General features: G+C 55.4%; 15 protein-coding genes. 6 read left to right on the forward strand and 9 right to left on the reverse strand.

All coding sequences use genetic code 11. From position 1 onward, the window contains the following. Nucleotides 1–24: 24 nt before the first annotated feature. Both BUE18_RS03795 and BUE18_RS03800 read right to left on the reverse strand, forming a co-directional pair. Complete coding sequence (locus BUE18_RS03795; RefSeq protein ID WP_073473001.1) at nucleotides 25–294, reverse strand: hypothetical protein; 270 nt, start codon at nucleotides 292–294, stop codon at nucleotides 25–27. 40 nt (nucleotides 295–334) lie between these two features. Then, entirely contained in the window at nucleotides 335–805 is a 471-nt protein-coding gene (locus BUE18_RS03800; RefSeq protein WP_073473003.1) for an OsmC family protein, read from the reverse strand. Between the two features lie 167 nt (nucleotides 806–972). Between BUE18_RS03800 and BUE18_RS03805 the strand changes: the two genes are divergently transcribed. Then, nucleotides 973–1,860: a LysR family transcriptional regulator gene (locus BUE18_RS03805; protein WP_073473005.1), complete on the forward strand. Its 888-nt coding sequence runs from the start codon at nucleotides 973–975 to the stop codon at nucleotides 1,858–1,860. A gap of 173 nt (nucleotides 1,861–2,033) precedes the next feature. Here the strand turns inward: BUE18_RS03805 and BUE18_RS03810 are convergent, their stop codons facing one another. Next, entirely contained in the window at nucleotides 2,034–2,246 is a 213-nt protein-coding gene (locus tag BUE18_RS03810; protein ID WP_073473007.1) for a biotin/lipoyl-containing protein, read from the reverse strand. Between the two features lie 231 nt (nucleotides 2,247–2,477). Here BUE18_RS03810 and BUE18_RS03815 point away from each other — a divergent pair, with 231 nt between their 5' ends. Then, nucleotides 2,478–3,242 carry a LolA family protein gene (locus tag BUE18_RS03815; RefSeq protein WP_170868258.1) on the forward strand — a complete coding sequence of 255 codons (765 nt, stop codon included), beginning with the start codon at nucleotides 2,478–2,480 and terminating at the stop codon, nucleotides 3,240–3,242. A gap of 17 nt (nucleotides 3,243–3,259) precedes the next feature. Then, nucleotides 3,260–4,195, forward strand: coding sequence for a quinolinate synthase NadA (gene nadA, locus BUE18_RS03820; RefSeq protein ID WP_073473011.1), 936 nt, complete (start codon nucleotides 3,260–3,262; stop codon nucleotides 4,193–4,195). Between the two features lie 8 nt (nucleotides 4,196–4,203). Here the strand turns inward: nadA and BUE18_RS03825 are convergent, their stop codons facing one another. The 4 genes from BUE18_RS03825 to BUE18_RS03840 form a co-directional block, all read right to left on the reverse strand. Beyond that, entirely contained in the window at nucleotides 4,204–4,932 is a 729-nt protein-coding gene (locus tag BUE18_RS03825; protein ID WP_073473013.1) for a lysophospholipid acyltransferase family protein, read from the reverse strand. A 135-nt stretch (nucleotides 4,933–5,067) separates the two neighbouring features. Then, complete coding sequence (locus tag BUE18_RS03830) at nucleotides 5,068–5,706, reverse strand: tetratricopeptide repeat protein (protein ID WP_073473015.1); 639 nt, start codon at nucleotides 5,704–5,706, stop codon at nucleotides 5,068–5,070. Further along, complete coding sequence (locus tag BUE18_RS03835) at nucleotides 5,706–6,236, reverse strand: hypothetical protein (RefSeq protein WP_073473017.1); 531 nt, start codon at nucleotides 6,234–6,236, stop codon at nucleotides 5,706–5,708. Before BUE18_RS03835 ends, BUE18_RS03830 begins: the two co-directional genes overlap by 1 nt. A 371-nt stretch (nucleotides 6,237–6,607) precedes the next feature. Next, entirely contained in the window at nucleotides 6,608–6,952 is a 345-nt protein-coding gene (locus BUE18_RS03840; RefSeq protein ID WP_073473019.1) for a PilZ domain-containing protein, read from the reverse strand. A 217-nt stretch (nucleotides 6,953–7,169) separates the two neighbouring features. Between BUE18_RS03840 and BUE18_RS03845 the strand changes: the two genes are divergently transcribed. The 3 genes from BUE18_RS03845 to hrpA are packed head-to-tail and all read left to right on the forward strand — an operon-like array spanning nucleotide 7,170 to nucleotide 12,663. Further along, on the forward strand, nucleotides 7,170–7,853 hold the full coding sequence (locus BUE18_RS03845; RefSeq protein ID WP_073473021.1) for a TIGR02266 family protein: 684 nt from the start codon (nucleotides 7,170–7,172) through the stop codon (nucleotides 7,851–7,853). Between the two features lie 51 nt (nucleotides 7,854–7,904). Then, the gene (locus BUE18_RS03850) at nucleotides 7,905–8,558 is read left to right on the forward strand and encodes a lytic transglycosylase domain-containing protein (RefSeq protein ID WP_244549275.1); all 654 of its coding nucleotides are present in this window, start codon (nucleotides 7,905–7,907) and stop codon (nucleotides 8,556–8,558) included. A gap of 31 nt (nucleotides 8,559–8,589) precedes the next feature. Further along, nucleotides 8,590–12,663, forward strand: a complete 4,074-nt coding sequence (gene hrpA, locus BUE18_RS03855) for an ATP-dependent RNA helicase HrpA (RefSeq protein ID WP_211482780.1) — start codon at nucleotides 8,590–8,592, stop codon at nucleotides 12,661–12,663. Between the two features lie 96 nt (nucleotides 12,664–12,759). On the opposite strand, the gene BUE18_RS03860 is transcribed toward hrpA, so the two are convergent. Both BUE18_RS03860 and BUE18_RS03865 read right to left on the reverse strand, forming a co-directional pair. Beyond that, entirely contained in the window at nucleotides 12,760–14,559 is a 1,800-nt protein-coding gene (locus BUE18_RS03860; RefSeq protein ID WP_073473023.1) for an AMP-dependent synthetase/ligase, read from the reverse strand. A gap of 140 nt (nucleotides 14,560–14,699) precedes the next feature. After that, nucleotides 14,700–16,307: an SDR family oxidoreductase gene (locus BUE18_RS03865; RefSeq protein ID WP_073473025.1), complete on the reverse strand. Its 1,608-nt coding sequence runs from the start codon at nucleotides 16,305–16,307 to the stop codon at nucleotides 14,700–14,702. Between the last annotated feature and the right edge of the window lie 139 nt (nucleotides 16,308–16,446).

The raw sequence follows: 16,446 nt of genomic DNA on the forward strand, positions 1-16,446 counted from the left end.
TATGGAATTATATCATCGCTAAAGTCATTGCATTTTATAACGCATCCAGCCAAAAGCAAATGGCGGAATCGTCAGCCTTTGCCAAAACTCCCTGAACCCAAGATTTTGGATGCAGTATTCGAGCCAAGTTTTTTTTAAAAGCGGAACAGGCAGGACGCGGATTGGGAAAAGACAGGCGCTAAATGTGAAGCAGCCGGTATGTAATAGTTTGATATTGAACTGTTTTTTAGGCGCCTTGGGGCGGGGGGCCGGCGCCGGCATGGCTTGCCCGGCGCCGGCGGGAAAAACGGTCACCCCTGTTTATGCCTTTGAAAAGGGCCTCCTGGGTCCGGGTTTAGCTGCTCCACCCAAACCGGATGTCCAAGGAAGCGGGATTTGCAATGGTGTCGCACAGGGCGCACCTATTGGAGAGTTCCTGTTCAAAGGCCCGCCTCTCAGCCTCAGGCAGGTCCGCATCCAATTTTACATGGATTGTCAGCCCGGCAAAGCCCGTTGGGTTGGAAGACTCCAAGCCCATGGCCTTGGACGGATCGATGGGGCCGGAAACGCCGGCCTGGAGCCCATTCAGCTTCACCCCTTTTTGCTCCATCATGATCCGGGCTATGTTGACCATGCAGCCTCCCAGCGCCATGGCCAAAAGCTCCGGAGGCGTCGGCCCGGAGTCATCGCCCATCATTTCCCTCTTCATGTCCATCACCACTTCGTGGCCGCGGCTTTGGGCGATGATCCGCCGGTTTTCTCCGGGGCGGCTCAGGGTTTCCACTTGAATGACTTCCACGGTCATTTCCTGGCTGTTGTTTTGCATTGATTTTCCTCCTTTTTGCCCTGGTTGATTTTGTTGATCGATAATAGCGATTGAATATGGTATTGCATATTTTTCAACTATGAATGAGCCTACGATGGGCAGGCAGCGCCGGTCCAACAAATAGGTTTGATATTCTTATCGTTTTTTTCGATATAGAGGAGAAAGCATTGGATCTCCAAAAACTCAAAACATTCAGCACCGTGGCCTCCCTGATGAATTTCAACCAGGCAGCCGAAGTTTTGAACTACGCCCAATCCAGCGTATCCGCGCAAATCAAGGCCCTGGAGAACGATCTGGGCGCTCTGCTGTTCCAACGCGTGGGAAAAAGGGTCAAGCTGACCCCGGCGGGCGAAAAAATGCTCCAATACGCCCATAAGATGCTTGCCATCGAGCAGGAGGCGCGCAACGAAATAAAAGGAGAGCCGGACGGCGCCTCTCTGCTGACCCTAAGAATGCCCCAGACCGTGGCCGCCTGTCATTTGCCCATGGCCTTGCCGGCCTTTCAAAAGCGGTTTCCCAATGTAAACCTGGACGTTACGTCCTGCGCCCTGTTTTCCCTGGAGCATGAACTATCCATTGGAACAGTGGACCTCGCCTTCCTTCTGACCGATACGGTGAGCGCCGCAAGTCTGGATATGGAAATGCTCAGGACCGAAACCCTGGTCATGGCGGCCTCGCCGGGTCATGAACTGGCCCAAAAGGCCGGTTTGGGCCATAAAAGCCTGGATGGCCGGGTGTTGTTTTTGCCCAAGGCGGATTGCGGCTATCGCATGGAGTTTGAGCAGGCCCTGACCCTGGAAAGGGTGAGGCTCGGCAGCCTGATCGAAATGAATTCCATTGAGGCCATCAAGACTGCCGTGGCCAAAGGCATGGGCGTGACCATTATTCCCCGCATATCCATTGAGCACGACCTGAAAACCGGACGCCTGATCGAATTGGATTGGGAGGAGCCAATGGAGACGGGGCTTTTGATGATCTGGCAAAGGGATAAATGCTTTTCGCCCGCCCTGGAGGCCTTTATGGATGCATTCAGGCGCGGCGCGGCCGGATTTTAAAACCAATCCGGTCCTCAGCGTCATTAGGCATTGGAACGGGGCGAATCCCTGCTAATTGCTAAAAAGATTTATTATTTGAGGTGGTTAGGTTGCCAGGCGTTTTTTAAAAAAAATATTGCGGGGAAGGGGGCTGAGGATGCTTAGGGGAAGGCCGGGCGGCCTCCCCCCAAAAACTATTCGATGGTCATGAGGACCTGGCCGGCGTCCACTTTGTCGCCTTCCTTAACCGTGATGGAAGCAACGGCGCCAGTTGCAGGAGCCGCAATGGGGTTTTCCATTTTCATGGCTTCCAGGATCATGACATCCTGATCTTCACTAACCTGATCGCCTTCTTTAACCAGAATCTGTACAATGGTTCCCGGCATAGGGGCAGCAACTTCACTCATGGGGTTCCTCCTGTTTAGTTGTTACAAGAATCGTCCGAATTGATAAATTCTTTATGCCTGGGCCGGAAAGGTAAGACGCCGGCCTGCATTCTCTCGCTGGTAGAGCGTCCCCAAAGGTGACGGAAAACCAAGTTAATGTCAAGAACAAAGGCGCTCTATTGGACGTCAGGGCTCTTTACAAGCCGGGAAGGGTCATGTATTTAATTCCCAGGCATGAGAAAGGATAAGACCATGACGCCAAAGCCTTTAAAGCATTTGTTCATATTTTTTTGGGTTTTTTTGTTTGCAGCCGTCCTGGCGGCGCCTGCCTGGAGCGAGGGCGCCCAAGGCGCCGACGACATTGAAACCGAAGACCTGCGCGAGCCTTCAGCCGTTGCACTTCCTCCTGTTGACGAGGTTTTGAACAAGGTGCAGGCCCATTACGGCCAAAAGGGGTTTTGCTCTCAGTTCACCCAGGTGGCCACATTGACGGGCATGGGCATCCAGGATACCGCCTCCGGGTATGCCTGTTTTAATTACCCGGATAAAATGCGTTGGGAATATGAGGTCCCGGAAGAGCAGGTGATCATTTCCGACGGAAAGCGTTTGTGGGTGTACAGGCCCTTGGACAATCAGGTGCTTGTGGGCGATTCCAAGGATTATTTCGGAGCGGGGGAAGGCGCCAGCTTTCTTACGGACGTGAACATCCTGAAAAGCCAGTTCCACGTCTCCTGGGCCGAGCAAGCCTGGCAGCACTCGGCCGGATTGCAGAACGCCTGGGCCTTGAAGCTCACTCCTAAAAAGGAAAATCCGGACTTTACGGTCCTGTATTTGCTCATTAACAGGAAAACGTACAGCATTTTCGAAACCGCTTCCTTTAATAATTTCGGAGACGAAACCCGCATTAATTTCGCGGAGCCGGATTTTTCAACTCCTCCAAAGGATTCGGAATTTGTGCTAACCATCCCGGAAGGGGTTGACGTCATGGAGATGTCCGGCGCCCCGGAGGGAGAATAGAATAAGGATCAGGAACCATGGACGCTAAGGCAACCAATCAGGAAGAAATCGCCCGTCTGACCGAGCGCGTGCGTCAACTGCTCAAGGAAAAAAACGCCGTCATGCTGGCTCACAATTACCAGCCCCCTGAAATCCAGGATGCGGCCGACATGTGCGGGGACTCCCTGGAGCTTTCCATCAAGGCTTCCAAGACCGGCGCTCAGGTCATTGTGTTCGCCGGGGTGCATTTCATGGCTGAAACCGCGTCCATCCTGTCGCCGCAAAAAACTGTGATTCTTCCCCGGGAAAACGCAGGCTGCCCCATGGCCGATATGATCGACCCCCAAGCCCTTGCAAAACGCAAAGAGGAGCTGCCCGGCGTGCCCGTGGTCACATACGTCAACTCCCCGGCCGCCGTTAAGGCCCTGACCGACGTCTGCTGCACCTCCGCCAATGTGGTGAAGGTCATTAACAGCATTGAAGGAAGCGAAGTCCTCATGGCGCCCGACAAAAACCTGGCCATGTTCGCCTCCAGACAGTCCGACAAAAAAATCCACATCTGGGAAGGCTGCTGCCCCTACCACGACGCCCTGACGCCCCAGGATATCCTGGCCGCCAAGGAAAAATATCCCAACGCCGTGGTTATGGCCCACCCCGAGTGCAGGCCGGAAGTCATCGACATGGCCGACGCAGCCCTCAGCACGTCGGGCATGCTGGCCTATCCCGACTCTTCGGACGCCGAGGTTTTTATTGTGGGGACGGAAGTGGGAATCCTGCATCCTTTAAAGAAAAGGCATCCCAACAAGATTTTTGTCCCAGCCTCGGAAAAATTGCTTTGCCAGGACATGAAGCGCATCACCCTGCTGGATGTGATTAGCAGCCTGGAGAACATGACCGGGGTGGTGAAGGTTCCGGAGGAAATCCGGATCCCGGCCCTGTCCGCCGTGGAAAAAATGACGCAATACGTAAACTGACCAATCTTTTAAGTATTCTGAGTCAGGCCCTTTTCTATAACCTCCCGGGTTGCAGACATCAGATCCGGGAGGTTTTCTTTGTCATACCCGCTGGTGTCAATAGCCGGGTGGATGATCATGGTCGCGTTGCCGTAATACAGATCCAGGGTGTCCGTGGGTAAAATATCCTTGGTGCCCACGATGGTCACGGGCAGGATGGGCAGGCCCAGGTCCAGGGCGAAGGTGAAAGCGCCCTTTTTGAAACGCAGCAATTTTCCGTCGCGGCTTCGCGTTCCTTCAGGGAAGAAAAGCACGGATGTGCCGTTCACGATTTTCTCCTTGGCCGCATTGATGGAGGCCAGGGCCTTTTCCGTGTCGGAGCGGTCAATGAAAATATGGCCCAGCCTGGCGCAGGCCGCGCCTAAAAACGGCACGCTTCTCAATTCCGCTTTCATGACCCATTTGAAGTCAATGCCCAACTGGCCGTAAAGGACAAAGATGTCATACTGGCTTTGGTGGTTGGCGCAGATCACATAAGACTGCTTGGGATCGACATTTTCCCGGCCCAATATTTTCACCCGCATGGGGGTGACGATGCTGTTCAGCTTGGCCCAGGGCACGCCCGTAATTTGTCCCACGAATTTGGGGTCCATAAACGTGCACAGCAGCATGGCAAGCAGCCCAAAAACGCAGGTGCTGACAGCAAGAACGGGAACAACGACCAGCCATTTGTAAAATTTGTAGAGCTTCCTATTCATTTCTCACACCATAAAGAATTGACAATTCGGGGTACGCGCCGGGAAAAGGCGCCTTGCGGGCATATCTTTTCCGGCCCATTTTTTTACTTACTCTCACTAGTGCAGTAAACGAAATAGGAAAAACCCAAAAAAATTTCAATGATTATTTTTGGGGCAAAGCTGGTTTTCCCGGGCTTGCTCCAGGGGGGCGCAAAGGCCAAGTTGGCAGGCTTTTTCAAGATCCTTACACGCTTGGGCGTCCTCGAGCAGGTCGAAAAAAGCCGCTCCGCGGCGTACGTAGGCCTCGGCGTCGTCGGGATTGCTCTCTATGACTACGGTGTAGTTGTCCGTGGCGTCCCGGTATCTTCCCAACGCTTCGCAGGCAAGAGCCCGGTTGAAATAAGCCTGGGACAATCCGGGATTCAGCTTGACGGTCTGGTCGAAATCGGCGAGCGCCTTTTCCGGCTGGCCCAGCATCATGTAGGCGCTGCCCCGGTTCAGGTAGGCCGGAGGATAAGAGGGGTTGATGGACAGCGCCTTGTCGGCGCATTCGAGGGCCAGGTTGGGGTTTCGGAGCTCCTTGATGCGCAGCAGCTCCGCCGCCATCTGGCTCCATTTTTCGGCAGAGACGGATTTTTTCGGCGCCTTTTCAGGCGTGTGACGCAAGGGCGCCGAAGGAGCGGCGGCGGCTGCCCCGGGGCTGGAGCGCCTTTCCGCCATGCCGGGGGACGGCAGGATCAGCAGGACTGCCAGACAGATTGCCGCAACCGGATAGTTGATAAACGTCTTCTTCACTAAAAGGACGCCGAGCCGGTGCGTAAAATCCGGTTGGTCCATCCTTCGGGAATGGCTCCCGTCGACAAGACCTCCCGGCTGGGCGCCGGAATGACCACTGCGCCGGCGTCCGCTGCGGGATTGCGTAGAAAGAATCCGTAAGAGGTGGCGTCCTGGTTCACGTCCTTGAGGCTGAGCTTAACGTCCTCCTCTCCCTCGCCGGACCGATCCGCTTCTTCGCTCAGGGCGAGAATTTCAAGGTCCGAAACCTTGGTTTCCGGGTCGGTGGCGCAGTCGCACAACGCCTGGAAAAAGAGCTTTTTCGGCAGGGCGTGAGGCGTGCAAACCATGGATTCCAGGCTGTTGTCGCCCATTTCCTCCATGCCCAGGTCCACGGCCATGTTCAAAAAATGCTCCGCCCTTTCCATGGTGATGACGTCATCAGGCGAAAACAGAAGATTTTCCGGGGTGATGGGCGCATCGGCGGCAAAGCCGGCGGTAAAAGCGGCCAGGAAAATGACGGCCGAAAAAACAAGGGTTCTTGCATGCATGACGGGCCCCCTTTTGTCGGGATGTTGGCAGGCGCCTCCGGGACAGGCGTAATGGTCAAGGCGTTTCTCCACTTAATTCAGGATACTCCGCTCCTCGCCCAATGTCAATAACTGACCGTACGATGAAAAATATCGGCCTGTTTCGGCAAAACCTTAAGCCCTGTTTATCTCCCGTGAAGGCATATAAAGCGCGGCAGCGCACAGAGGCGGCGTCAAGGAGTGATGATGAACGGGGCCCTAACCGGGCGCCGCGATGAAATTACGCAAAAAAAGGGCGTTATCCGAAGTTAACGGAGGACGCCCTTTGTTTTATGAAGACTGTTCAGAAAATTGAACCTGATTGAACAAAAGCGTGAAATGCGGGAAGACGGCTAGGCTTGCTCTTTTTCAAAGGCGACGACATAAGCCTTAAGCACATCCAGTTGTTCGTCGCTCACCTCGGAGAACCTGATGCCCGACTCAAACATTCCTTCCGGGTTGCCCAAGGACCTGACCACCTCGCCTTTGATTTCCACGAGATTTTCTTCAAAGGCAATGGTTACAGCTACTTGGAAGCCCTCCTCCAGTTGTTCGCCGGTCTCCAGCAAAATGCCCGATTCCGAGACATTAAGAGTCCTTCCCATGCCCTGGCATTCGGAATTGCCATCGCAATCAAAGCATGTATATGACAGCAAATTCAGTGAATCGACTCTGTTGTGTCTTCTTCTTTCTTTCATAAATCAATCCTGTGAAGAGTGAATATGATTCCGGTTTGGAATATTTCAAGGGCTTTATAATGAATGAGAAGAAATGTCAACAGAATACAGGACATACCACAAATTGTGGGCCGAGTGAAAACCGTTACCATTTGTTGACAAAGGGCGAATACTTGCCATAATCTATTTGATGGATCAGTTTAGAGCGATTAAAATCAGGCAAAAAGGAAAGCCGACCATGCTTAACACAACGTCAGAAGAGACGTATAGAGACGGAGAGACTATTTTTGAAGAAGGCAGCACCGGCGACTGGGTGTATGTCGTGGAATCCGGAGCTGTTGAACTATATAAGATCGTGGACGGAAAAAAAGTGGTGATAGAAGTGCTCAGGGCCGGAGAGGTTTTCGGCGAACTGGCCTTTATCGCCCGCTTTCCCCGGACCGCCTCGGCCAGGGCTTTGGGAGACACGGTGCTTGGGGTCATGGACAAAATGTACATGGACACCGAGTACAACAAGCTCTCGGGCAGCTTTCAGCTTGTGTTGAAAAGCCTTGCCATGCGTTTGAAAAAGACCACCGAAGCCGCGGTGGGGAAAAACTCCACCCGCTTCGAGCCCCGGATCAACAAGTGCATCGCCCTGACTTTCAAGGATAAAGACGCTTTTATTCAGGCATACAGCCATAACCTTTCCGGGTCGGGCCTGTTCATCAAAACGTCCAAGCCTTTGCCCAAGGGAGACACCCTGGATCTTCAAATAAAGATTCCCAAGCTGGAGTCGCCTTTGAAGTTCCTGTGCGTGGTGGCCTGGAGCCGCAAGGAAACCAGCGATCCTGTGAACCTGCCCGTTGGCATGGGCGTTAAATTCGTGCAAATGTCCGACGGTGAAAAAGACCGGCTGCGGAAAATACTCGCCGCCATTTGATGACTGAAGCTGCAGCCTTTCGGCTGAATATCCCGGATGACTCCAACTGCCATGAAACCTATAAGCCGCCATTTTGCCGGAATGATGAAAACAGCCGCCCTTTGGGCCATGGCCGGGGCGCTTTTGTGCCTGGCTGCGCCTTCGGCTTGGGCGGACATCTACCGGTACGTGGATGAACAGGGAGTCACCCATTATACCAACGTGCCTACTCGCGGGGGCTACACCCTGTATATCAGGGAAGCGACTCTCTCCAAAAAGCTGAGAGGTTCGCCGGCCAGCTACGACACGCATATCAAAGAGGCTTCGGACCTGCACCATGTGGATTTCGACCTGATCAAGGCGGTTATCAAGGTGGAGTCTGATTTCAATCCCAGGGCGATTTCCAAAGCGGGCGCCCGGGGGCTTATGCAGGTCATGCCGGGCAACTTCGTCCGCCTTGGCATTTCAGATCCGGAAAATCCGCGGCAGAATATTATTGGAGGAACTTGCTACCTGCGCCAGATGCTGAATCGCTTTGGCGGAAAAACCACCCTGGCCCTGGCGGCCTACAACGCCGGCCCCGGCGCGGTGGAAAAATACAACAGCATTCCCCCTTATGAAGAAACGCGGAATTACGTCCGCAAAGTAATGTTGGAGTATCGCCGCCTCCGCAAGATCAGACGGGATAGCGGCATGCAGTGGCAGGTGCACGCATCAACCCCTTGATTAGACCATGAGCCCAGATAAAACAGAGGGAATGGAAAAGCCCAAGGGGTCTGCGCCCAAACGCGGCCGAAAGCCTACCCGGAAAACCGTTCCCGAAAAAAAATCCGAAAAGCCCGCAAATAGCGCGGAGTCCAAGCAATCCCTTGTTCAAAAGAACAAGCGCAAGGAGCAGTCTATCCGCTCCAGGCTGCCCAAAGCCATGGGCCGGGATCGCCACGCCGTCCTGCGCCAGTTGGATCGCCTTCGCTCTCCCAAGATTTCCCTGGATAAGAAATCCAAGGCCCTGAGCGCACTGCAAAATCAGGTCGCCTCTTCGGTAAAGGAAAGAAAGCTGCGGGAAAAATCCCGGCCTTCCTTTTCCTACCCCGAAGAACTGCCTATCTCCGCCCGCAGCGAGGAAATCGTCGAGGCGATCCAGGAAAACCAGGTGGTGGTCATCACCGGCGAGACGGGCTCCGGAAAAACCACCCAGATCCCCAAAATGTGCCTGGCCGCCGGCCGGGGCGTGGACGGGCTCATCGGCTGCACCCAGCCCCGGCGGGTGGCTGCCGTCACCGTCGCCCAGCGCATCGCCGAAGAGTTGGGCGAGGACCTGGGCAAGTCCGTGGGCTATAAAATCCGTTTTAAGGAAACCGGCGGCAAGTCCGAAGCGCCGTTCATCAAGATCATGACCGACGGCGTGCTTCTGGCCGAATTTCAGCACGATCCGTTTTTCACCAAATACGACGCCATCATCGTGGACGAGGCCCACGAACGCAGCCTGAACATCGACTTTATCCTGGGCATCTTAAAAAACCTGCTGCCCAAGCGCCCGGATTTGAAGGTGATCATCACCTCCGCGACCATTGACACGGAAAAATTTTCCAAAGCCTTTAACGACGCTCCCATTGTGGAGGTATCGGGCCGCATGTATCCCGTGGAAGTCCGGTACGAGCCCCTTTTGGCCGGCGGGGACGAAAACAGCGATGCAGGCTACGTGGACGGCGCAGTCCGGGCCGTGGAAACCATATTCTCCCGCAGGCCCAAAGGCGACATCCTGGTGTTCATGCCCACGGAAAACGACATCCGGGAGACCTGCGACCTGCTCCAGGCCCGGCGCTTTCCCAACGCCCTGATCCTGCCTTTGTTCGGCCGGCTGGCCGGCGGCGAGCAAGCCCGCGTTTTTGCCAGGCATTCGGGAATCAAGGTGGTTGTGGCCACCAACGTGGCGGAAACCTCCATCACCATTCCCGGCATCCGTTACGTGGTGGATACCGGGCTTGCCAGGATATCCCGCTACAGCCCCCGGACCGGCACCACCAGCCTGCCCGTGGACAAAATATCCAAAAGCAGCGCGGATCAGCGCATGGGCCGCTGCGGCCGCGTCGCGGAAGGCATTTGCATCCGCCTCTATGATGAGGAGGATTACGAAGGCCGGCCCCAGTTCACCCTGCCGGAAATCCTCCGGGCCAACCTGGCCGAGGTCATCCTGCGCATGGTGGCGTCGCGCCTGCCCGAGGTGCACAACTTCCCCTTTGTGGATCCGCCGGACCCGCGGAGCATCCGGGACGGATTCAATGTATTGCGGGAACTGGGCGCGTTGCTGGACCCCAGGCCCGGCGAAAAAACCTATACCATGACCCAAAAGGGCCGGACCATGGCCCGGCTGCCCGTGGACCCCAGGATTTCCGCCATTCTCATCGAGGCCCACCCCAGGGGATGCCTGGCTGAAGCGCTCATTATCGCCTCGGCCCTGTGCATCATCGATCCCCGGGAACGGCCGGCCGAAAAAGCCGTGCAGGCGGATCAGGCGCACAGAACCTTCGCCCATGGGGCGTCCGACTTTTTGTTTTACCTGAACCTGTGGCAGGCCTACTTCCAGCACATGGACAAGGTGAAGTCGGGCAACCAGATGAAAAAATGGTCCATCGCCAATTTTCTTTCGTACAAGCGCATGCGGGAGTGGCGGGACGTGCATCAGCAATTGACCGCCATTCTTATCGACGAGGGATTCATCAAAAAGGGGCCGCCCATGCCCAAGGCCTTTGAGCCCGGCATGGAGGATTCCCGGTACGAGCCCCTGCATCAGAGCATCGCCTCGGCTTATTTATCCCAGGTTGCGTCCAAAAAGGACAAGAACATCTACCAGGGAACCAAGGGCAGGGAGGTCATGCTTTTTCCCGGATCGTTTTTGTTCAACCACGGCGGGCAATGGATCGTTTCCGCCCAAATGGTGCATACGTCCCGGCTTTTCGCCCGCATGGCCGCCAACATCCTGCCCGAATGGCTGGAGGAGCCTGCAGGTCCCCTATGCACCCGCACCTACCTGGAGCCTCATTTCGAAAAGAACCGGGGCGAGGTCATCGCCAAGGAGCAGGTAAGCCTCATGGGGCTCATCATCATCGCAGGCAGGCCCACTTCCTATGGGCCCATCAATCCTCAGGAGGCGACGGAGCTATTCATCCAGGGCGCCTTGGTGGAATGCCAGACCAACGAAAAATTCGGGTTTCTGGCCCATAATCAAAAGGTGCTGAACGAAGCAAGGGACATGGAGGAGCGCCTTCGCAGGCGGGACCTGGTAGTGGATGAACTGGGCATCTCCCGGTTTTACGAGCAGCGGCTGGAAACGGTCTATTCCATCCAATCCTTGAAGAAGATTATCAAGGACAAAGGCGGGGACTCCTTTTTGCGCATGGACGTTACCGACGTCATGGTTCGTTCGCCCGAAGCCGAGGACCTTTCCCAATACCCCAACCGGCTCAAGGTGGACGGCGCCAAGTTCAAGCTCCAATATCGCTTCGATCCCGGCAGGCCCGGCGACGGCGTAACCATTAAAATTCCCCAGCCCCTGGTGTCCTCCGTGCCGCCCGAACCCCTGGAATGGGTGGTGCCCGGCCTTTTGCCCGAAAAAGTCACGGCCATGATCAAAGGCCTGCCCAAGCCCTTGCGGGTCAAGCTGGTCCCCGTGAACAAAACCGTGGATCGGGTCATGGACAAGCTGGATAAATACAAGCATTTATCCATGGGCGCGGCTTTATCCCACGCCATTCACGAAACCATGGGACTGGAAATCCCGGCCATATCCTGGCCCGGGCCGTCCGAGCTGCCTCCCCATCTCACCGCCCGGCTGGCCGTGACAGACGCCAAAGGCCGGGTAGTCCGCTTCGGAAGGGACGTGCGGGAGCTGGCCCAAAGCATGGGTGAGGTCAAGGACCTGGGCCATTTGGAAAAACTCCGCAAGCAATGGGAAAAAACCGGCATCAAGTCCTGGGATTTCGGCGACCTGCCCTCAAGCATTCCGGTGAAAAAAGGCGCGCCCCCGGCTTATGTCTGCCTGTGCCCCGGCGATGACTGCGTGGACCTGAAAATCGTGGAGGACAAGGTCAAGGCCCAGGCAACCCATAAAAAGGGCGTGGCCGCCCTTTGCACCCTGGAGTGCGCCAAGGACATCAAGCACATTAAGAAGTACCTGGCTCTTAAAGGAAACGCAGCCAGGCACGCAGCCTATTTCGGCGGAACCAAGCAGATGGAGCAGGTGCTTTTTGACACGCTTTTGGAGCGCACCCTGGAAAAGGAGCTCCACACGGAAAAGGATTTCCGTGAGCACGTAAAAACCCGGATTCCCGCCCTGGTGGCCCAAGGGGAAAAGCTGGTGGAGTCCACCTCCCGGATCATGGAGGCCTTTCACAAAACCAGCGCTCGCATTTCCGAACTGGAGGCCCAATGCCGCAACAACAAATTCGGCCTGGCCTTTTTAAAGAATCTGCGCACGGCCATGACCCAGCTCATGCCGCCCAACTTTCCCAATCTCTATGATGACGCCAGGCTGGCCCATATGCCCCGGTATTTGCAAGCCGTCGCCATCCGGGCCGAACGGGGGCTTTTAGACCTGGACAAGGACAAAGCCAAGGCAGCCCAGGTCAGGGAATTTGAGGATCATCTACGCCGGTTGGCCAAGGAGCTTGGCGTCAAGACCACGCCGGAAAAGCGCCGGGCCGTGGAGGATTTTTTCTGGATGATCGAGGAATTCAAGGTGTCGGTCTTCGCCCAGGAGCTTAAAACCCCCATGCCCATCTCCCCCAAACGCCTGAAAAAACGCCTTTCCGAAATTGAGATGATGGTCTGAATCTATTCGCGTTGATCTGTTGCATGAAAAACGCCGCAACCTTTCATTCCAGGGTGCGGCGTTGGCAATTTGCAGCGGCCTGTTCAATCCGCTTTGCTAATTCGGATACATCCCCTCCACCAGGGAGTTGTACTTTTCGTTGATCACGTTGCGTTTTAGCTTGAGAGACGCGGTCATCTCGCCGGATTCCTGGGAGAATTCGTCTTTTATGATCCGGTATTGCTTGATGGTTTCAAACCGGGCCAGGTGGGAGTTCCGTTCGTTTACGTGACGCTCCACAATGGCCAGGAACTCCGGGTTGTCCAAAAGCTCCCGAGGCTCGGAATAGGCGATTCCCTCTTTCTCCGCCAAGGTTTGGGCCTGCTCCATGTTGATATTCACCAGGGCGGAGAGGTATTTCCTTCGGTCTCCAATCACGATGAAATGCAGAAACAGGGGATCGGACATAAACAGGGATTCGATTTTCTGGGGGGCGATGTTTTTGCCGCCCGCCGTGATGATCAGGTCCTTTTTCCGGCCCGTGATTCTCAAAAATCCCCGGTCGTCCAATTCCCCCAAATCGCCGGACATAAAATAGCCGTCTTCCGTAAACGCCCTGGCTGTTTCCTGCTCCAGGTTCCAATATCCCCCAAATACGTTGCCGCCCTTGATGAGCACCTCTCCGTCCGGGGCGATTTTTACGTCCACGCCGGGCAAAGGAGGCCCCACCGTGCCGATCCGGTAGTCGGACAGGTTGCTCAGGGCGGCCGGCGCCGTGGTTTCGGTCAGGCCGTACCCTTCCACCACCGAGATTCCTGCGGCGTTGAAAAAAAGCTGGATTTCCCGGGCCGTGGGGCCGCCCGCGGCCATGATGTACTTGACTCTTCCGCCCAGGCGGTCCTGGAGTTTTTTGAACACCAATTGATAAGCCAGCCGGTATTTAAGGGCCAGGGCCAGGGGGACGGGCTTTTTGGCTTCCCGAAGTTCGCTGACCTGTTCGCCGACTTTTTGGCTCCAATAGAAAATTTTCTGCATGAGCGGGGGCTGGGTTTCCACCTGCTCCATGATCTTTTGGAACACCTTTTCACATACCCTGGGCACGGCCATGATGATGGTGGGCCGCCTTTCCTGCAGGTCCTCCAGCAGGGTGGTGAAGTTTTCAGCGAAGGAAGCGGTGATGCCCGCGTACATGCCCATGTAATGGTCTGCGATGCGCCCGAACACATGGCAAAGGGGCAGAAACGGCACGGTCTGGTCCCTTTCATCCGCGTAACCGGGCGTGATGCCGGCAAGCCCCTGGATCACGAACATGATGTTTTGATGGGTGATCATCACCCCCTTGGGCATGCCCGTGGTGCCGGAGGTGTATACGATGGTGGCCAGGTCGCCGGGCTTGGACATGGCGGCGCTGCGTTCGAAAAGGCCGGGATCCTGCTCGTTTTTCTTAAGGCCCATTTCCATAAGCCGGGCGAAGGAGATCAGGCCCCCGTCTCCATTCGTGGGAGCGTCTCCGATTGTGACGATGGCCTGCAGGGACGGGGCGGCCGCACGGATGCGTCTGGCTTTTTCCAACTGCTCCTTGTCGCCCACGACAAGCGCCTTGCATCCGGAGTCCTGCACAATGTATCCGGCTTCTTCTTCCGTCAGGGTGGGGTATAGAGGGACCACTACGGCGCCAATGCCCAGGCCGCCCATGTCGGAATACAACCACTCCAGATAATTATCGGAGAAAATGCCTATGCGGTCGCCCCGCTCCACGCCCAAAGAGGCGAAGCCCAATCCTGCGGCCCGGGCGTTTTCATAATACTGGGTCCAGGTGGCCGATTGCCACGCGCCGTTTTTCTTTTTTTCCAGGGCGATTCTGTTGGAGTATTTGTTTGCGCGATTCTTGAAAACTTCGTTGATGGTCCGTTCCACGATATTCTTCCCCCCTCGCGCCTTTGGCAGCGGCGGGGCTCCGCTGCAAAAAAGCGCGATATTCTAAAAAGCTGGATCATGGCCGGCCGAATCGCCGGGGGCAAGGCCTCCCCGCGGGCGCGTTTCGGCCGGGATGCAGATTATCTTTCGTTGATTACAAAACGTCGCATGCCGGGAATATGGGTCTCGGTCCAGTACCGCTCCCAATCCAGGGTGGAGGAGTCCACATTAAAGGCTTTTTGGTCCTCTTTCGGCATTTTATCCAAAAGGGCCAGGGTGTTATGGGTCATGAATTTCCAGGTGTTGATGGTGTATACGGAGTAGAGATCGGAAAACTGGCAAAGCCGGTCGATCTGCTTGGCCGTGCCGTCAATCCATTTGCAGGCTTTTTTGGCCGGCCCCAGGCTTCTGACAATGGGTATGCTGGAAATCACCTTGCCAGCCATGGTCAAAGGCAGCTTGCGTTTTTTCTGGTAAAAATCCACGAATTTTTTTGGATCAGGATAGAATTGAGCGGGCGCGGGCTTGCAGGGCTTGCCCTTCTTGTCCATGAGCGGATCCCGTTTAAAATATTCCAGCCAGATTTTGCTGATTTCCTTCAAGGTGATGGGCTTGCGGTGGCTGGTGCCGATCTGGAAGACCGACATGGCGCCTTCCTCGCCCTGGAGGGCGCAGGCCGCCATGATCAGGTTGACCACGTAATCCACGGGAACCGTGTCGATGATGGTCTGGGGATCCCCGGGGAAAGCCTTGATCATGCCCCTGCCCACGCCTTCGATCAGGGGCTCCACCAGATGATAGCCCTCCAGCCACCCCTGGATCGGGTCCTTGACCGCGCTGGTAATTCCGGGAGGCCGGATAATGCTCAAAGGCACGGGGCCGTGATTTTTCGTCAGCAGCATTTCGGCCATGGCCTTGCTTAATGTATAGGAGTCAAACCATCCGTGCAGCCTGGCCCGCTCCCTTCCGTAAGCGGAAAGCTCCTGCCTGATATGCCAGTTCCTGGCCCTCTCTATAAGCTGGTCCATGGATTCGGAAGCGTATTTTTTTATCCCGGCCAACTCCTTGGCGTTTTTCTCAAATATGGGCTTCTTGGAGGGATGGTCTGCGTCTTCGTGCACCTTATCGGCGTACTCCAGGGCCCTGCTGATTTCCTCATCCAAATCAAAGGGATGCGCGCCGTTGCCCAATACGTTGGCGATGCTTTTCTTGGGGTCAAAGGGCTCTTCAAACACCTCGCCGCTCCGGCTGCCGTGGACAAAAGCCGAGGAAACATGGACGAACCGGGGCGGAGGCGTCGCCCTTTTGGCCATTTCCATAAGCCTGGCGCCGGCCAGGGTGTTCACCCGCACGGAATAGTCGAAGCGTTCGTCCCAGTTAACGCAGGCGGCGATGTGGATGATGGCGTCCAGGTTTTCAAACAGCTTGGTCTGGTCCTTTTTTTTCAGTCCCAGGTCCTTTTCAAACAAATCGCACGCATACACTTCCAGCTTTTCATCCAAAAAGGATACAAAATCAGGATGCCTGGACCTGAGCCGGGCGAAAGCGGCCGAATCCAAGAGGCTTTGCTCCAGACGCTTTTTGGCGGCCTCATGAGGCGACCCATTGGCCTTGCCGGGGCGCGCCAATAGGCGGATTTTACCGATGTCAGGGGCTTCCCATAAAATCCTCTCTAGAAGAACCTTGCCTAAAAATCCGGTGGAACCGGTAATGAGAATAGTCTTGTTGTTAAAATACTCTTTAATCATGGGTTGTCTTCTCCAGGCTGTGGGGAATAGGCGCTTAGAATGTGGAGTATAAGATCTTATACCAAAAATCGTGCCAGGATGAAAGTGCAATGGATTTTAATTAATTATCAGGGGGATATAAAAAACTTGCCAAAAATTG

Origin of the sequence: Desulfatibacillum alkenivorans DSM 16219, from assembly GCF_900142135.1 — a bacterium.
GTDB classification, from domain to species: domain Bacteria; phylum Desulfobacterota; class Desulfobacteria; order Desulfobacterales; family Desulfatibacillaceae; genus Desulfatibacillum; species Desulfatibacillum alkenivorans.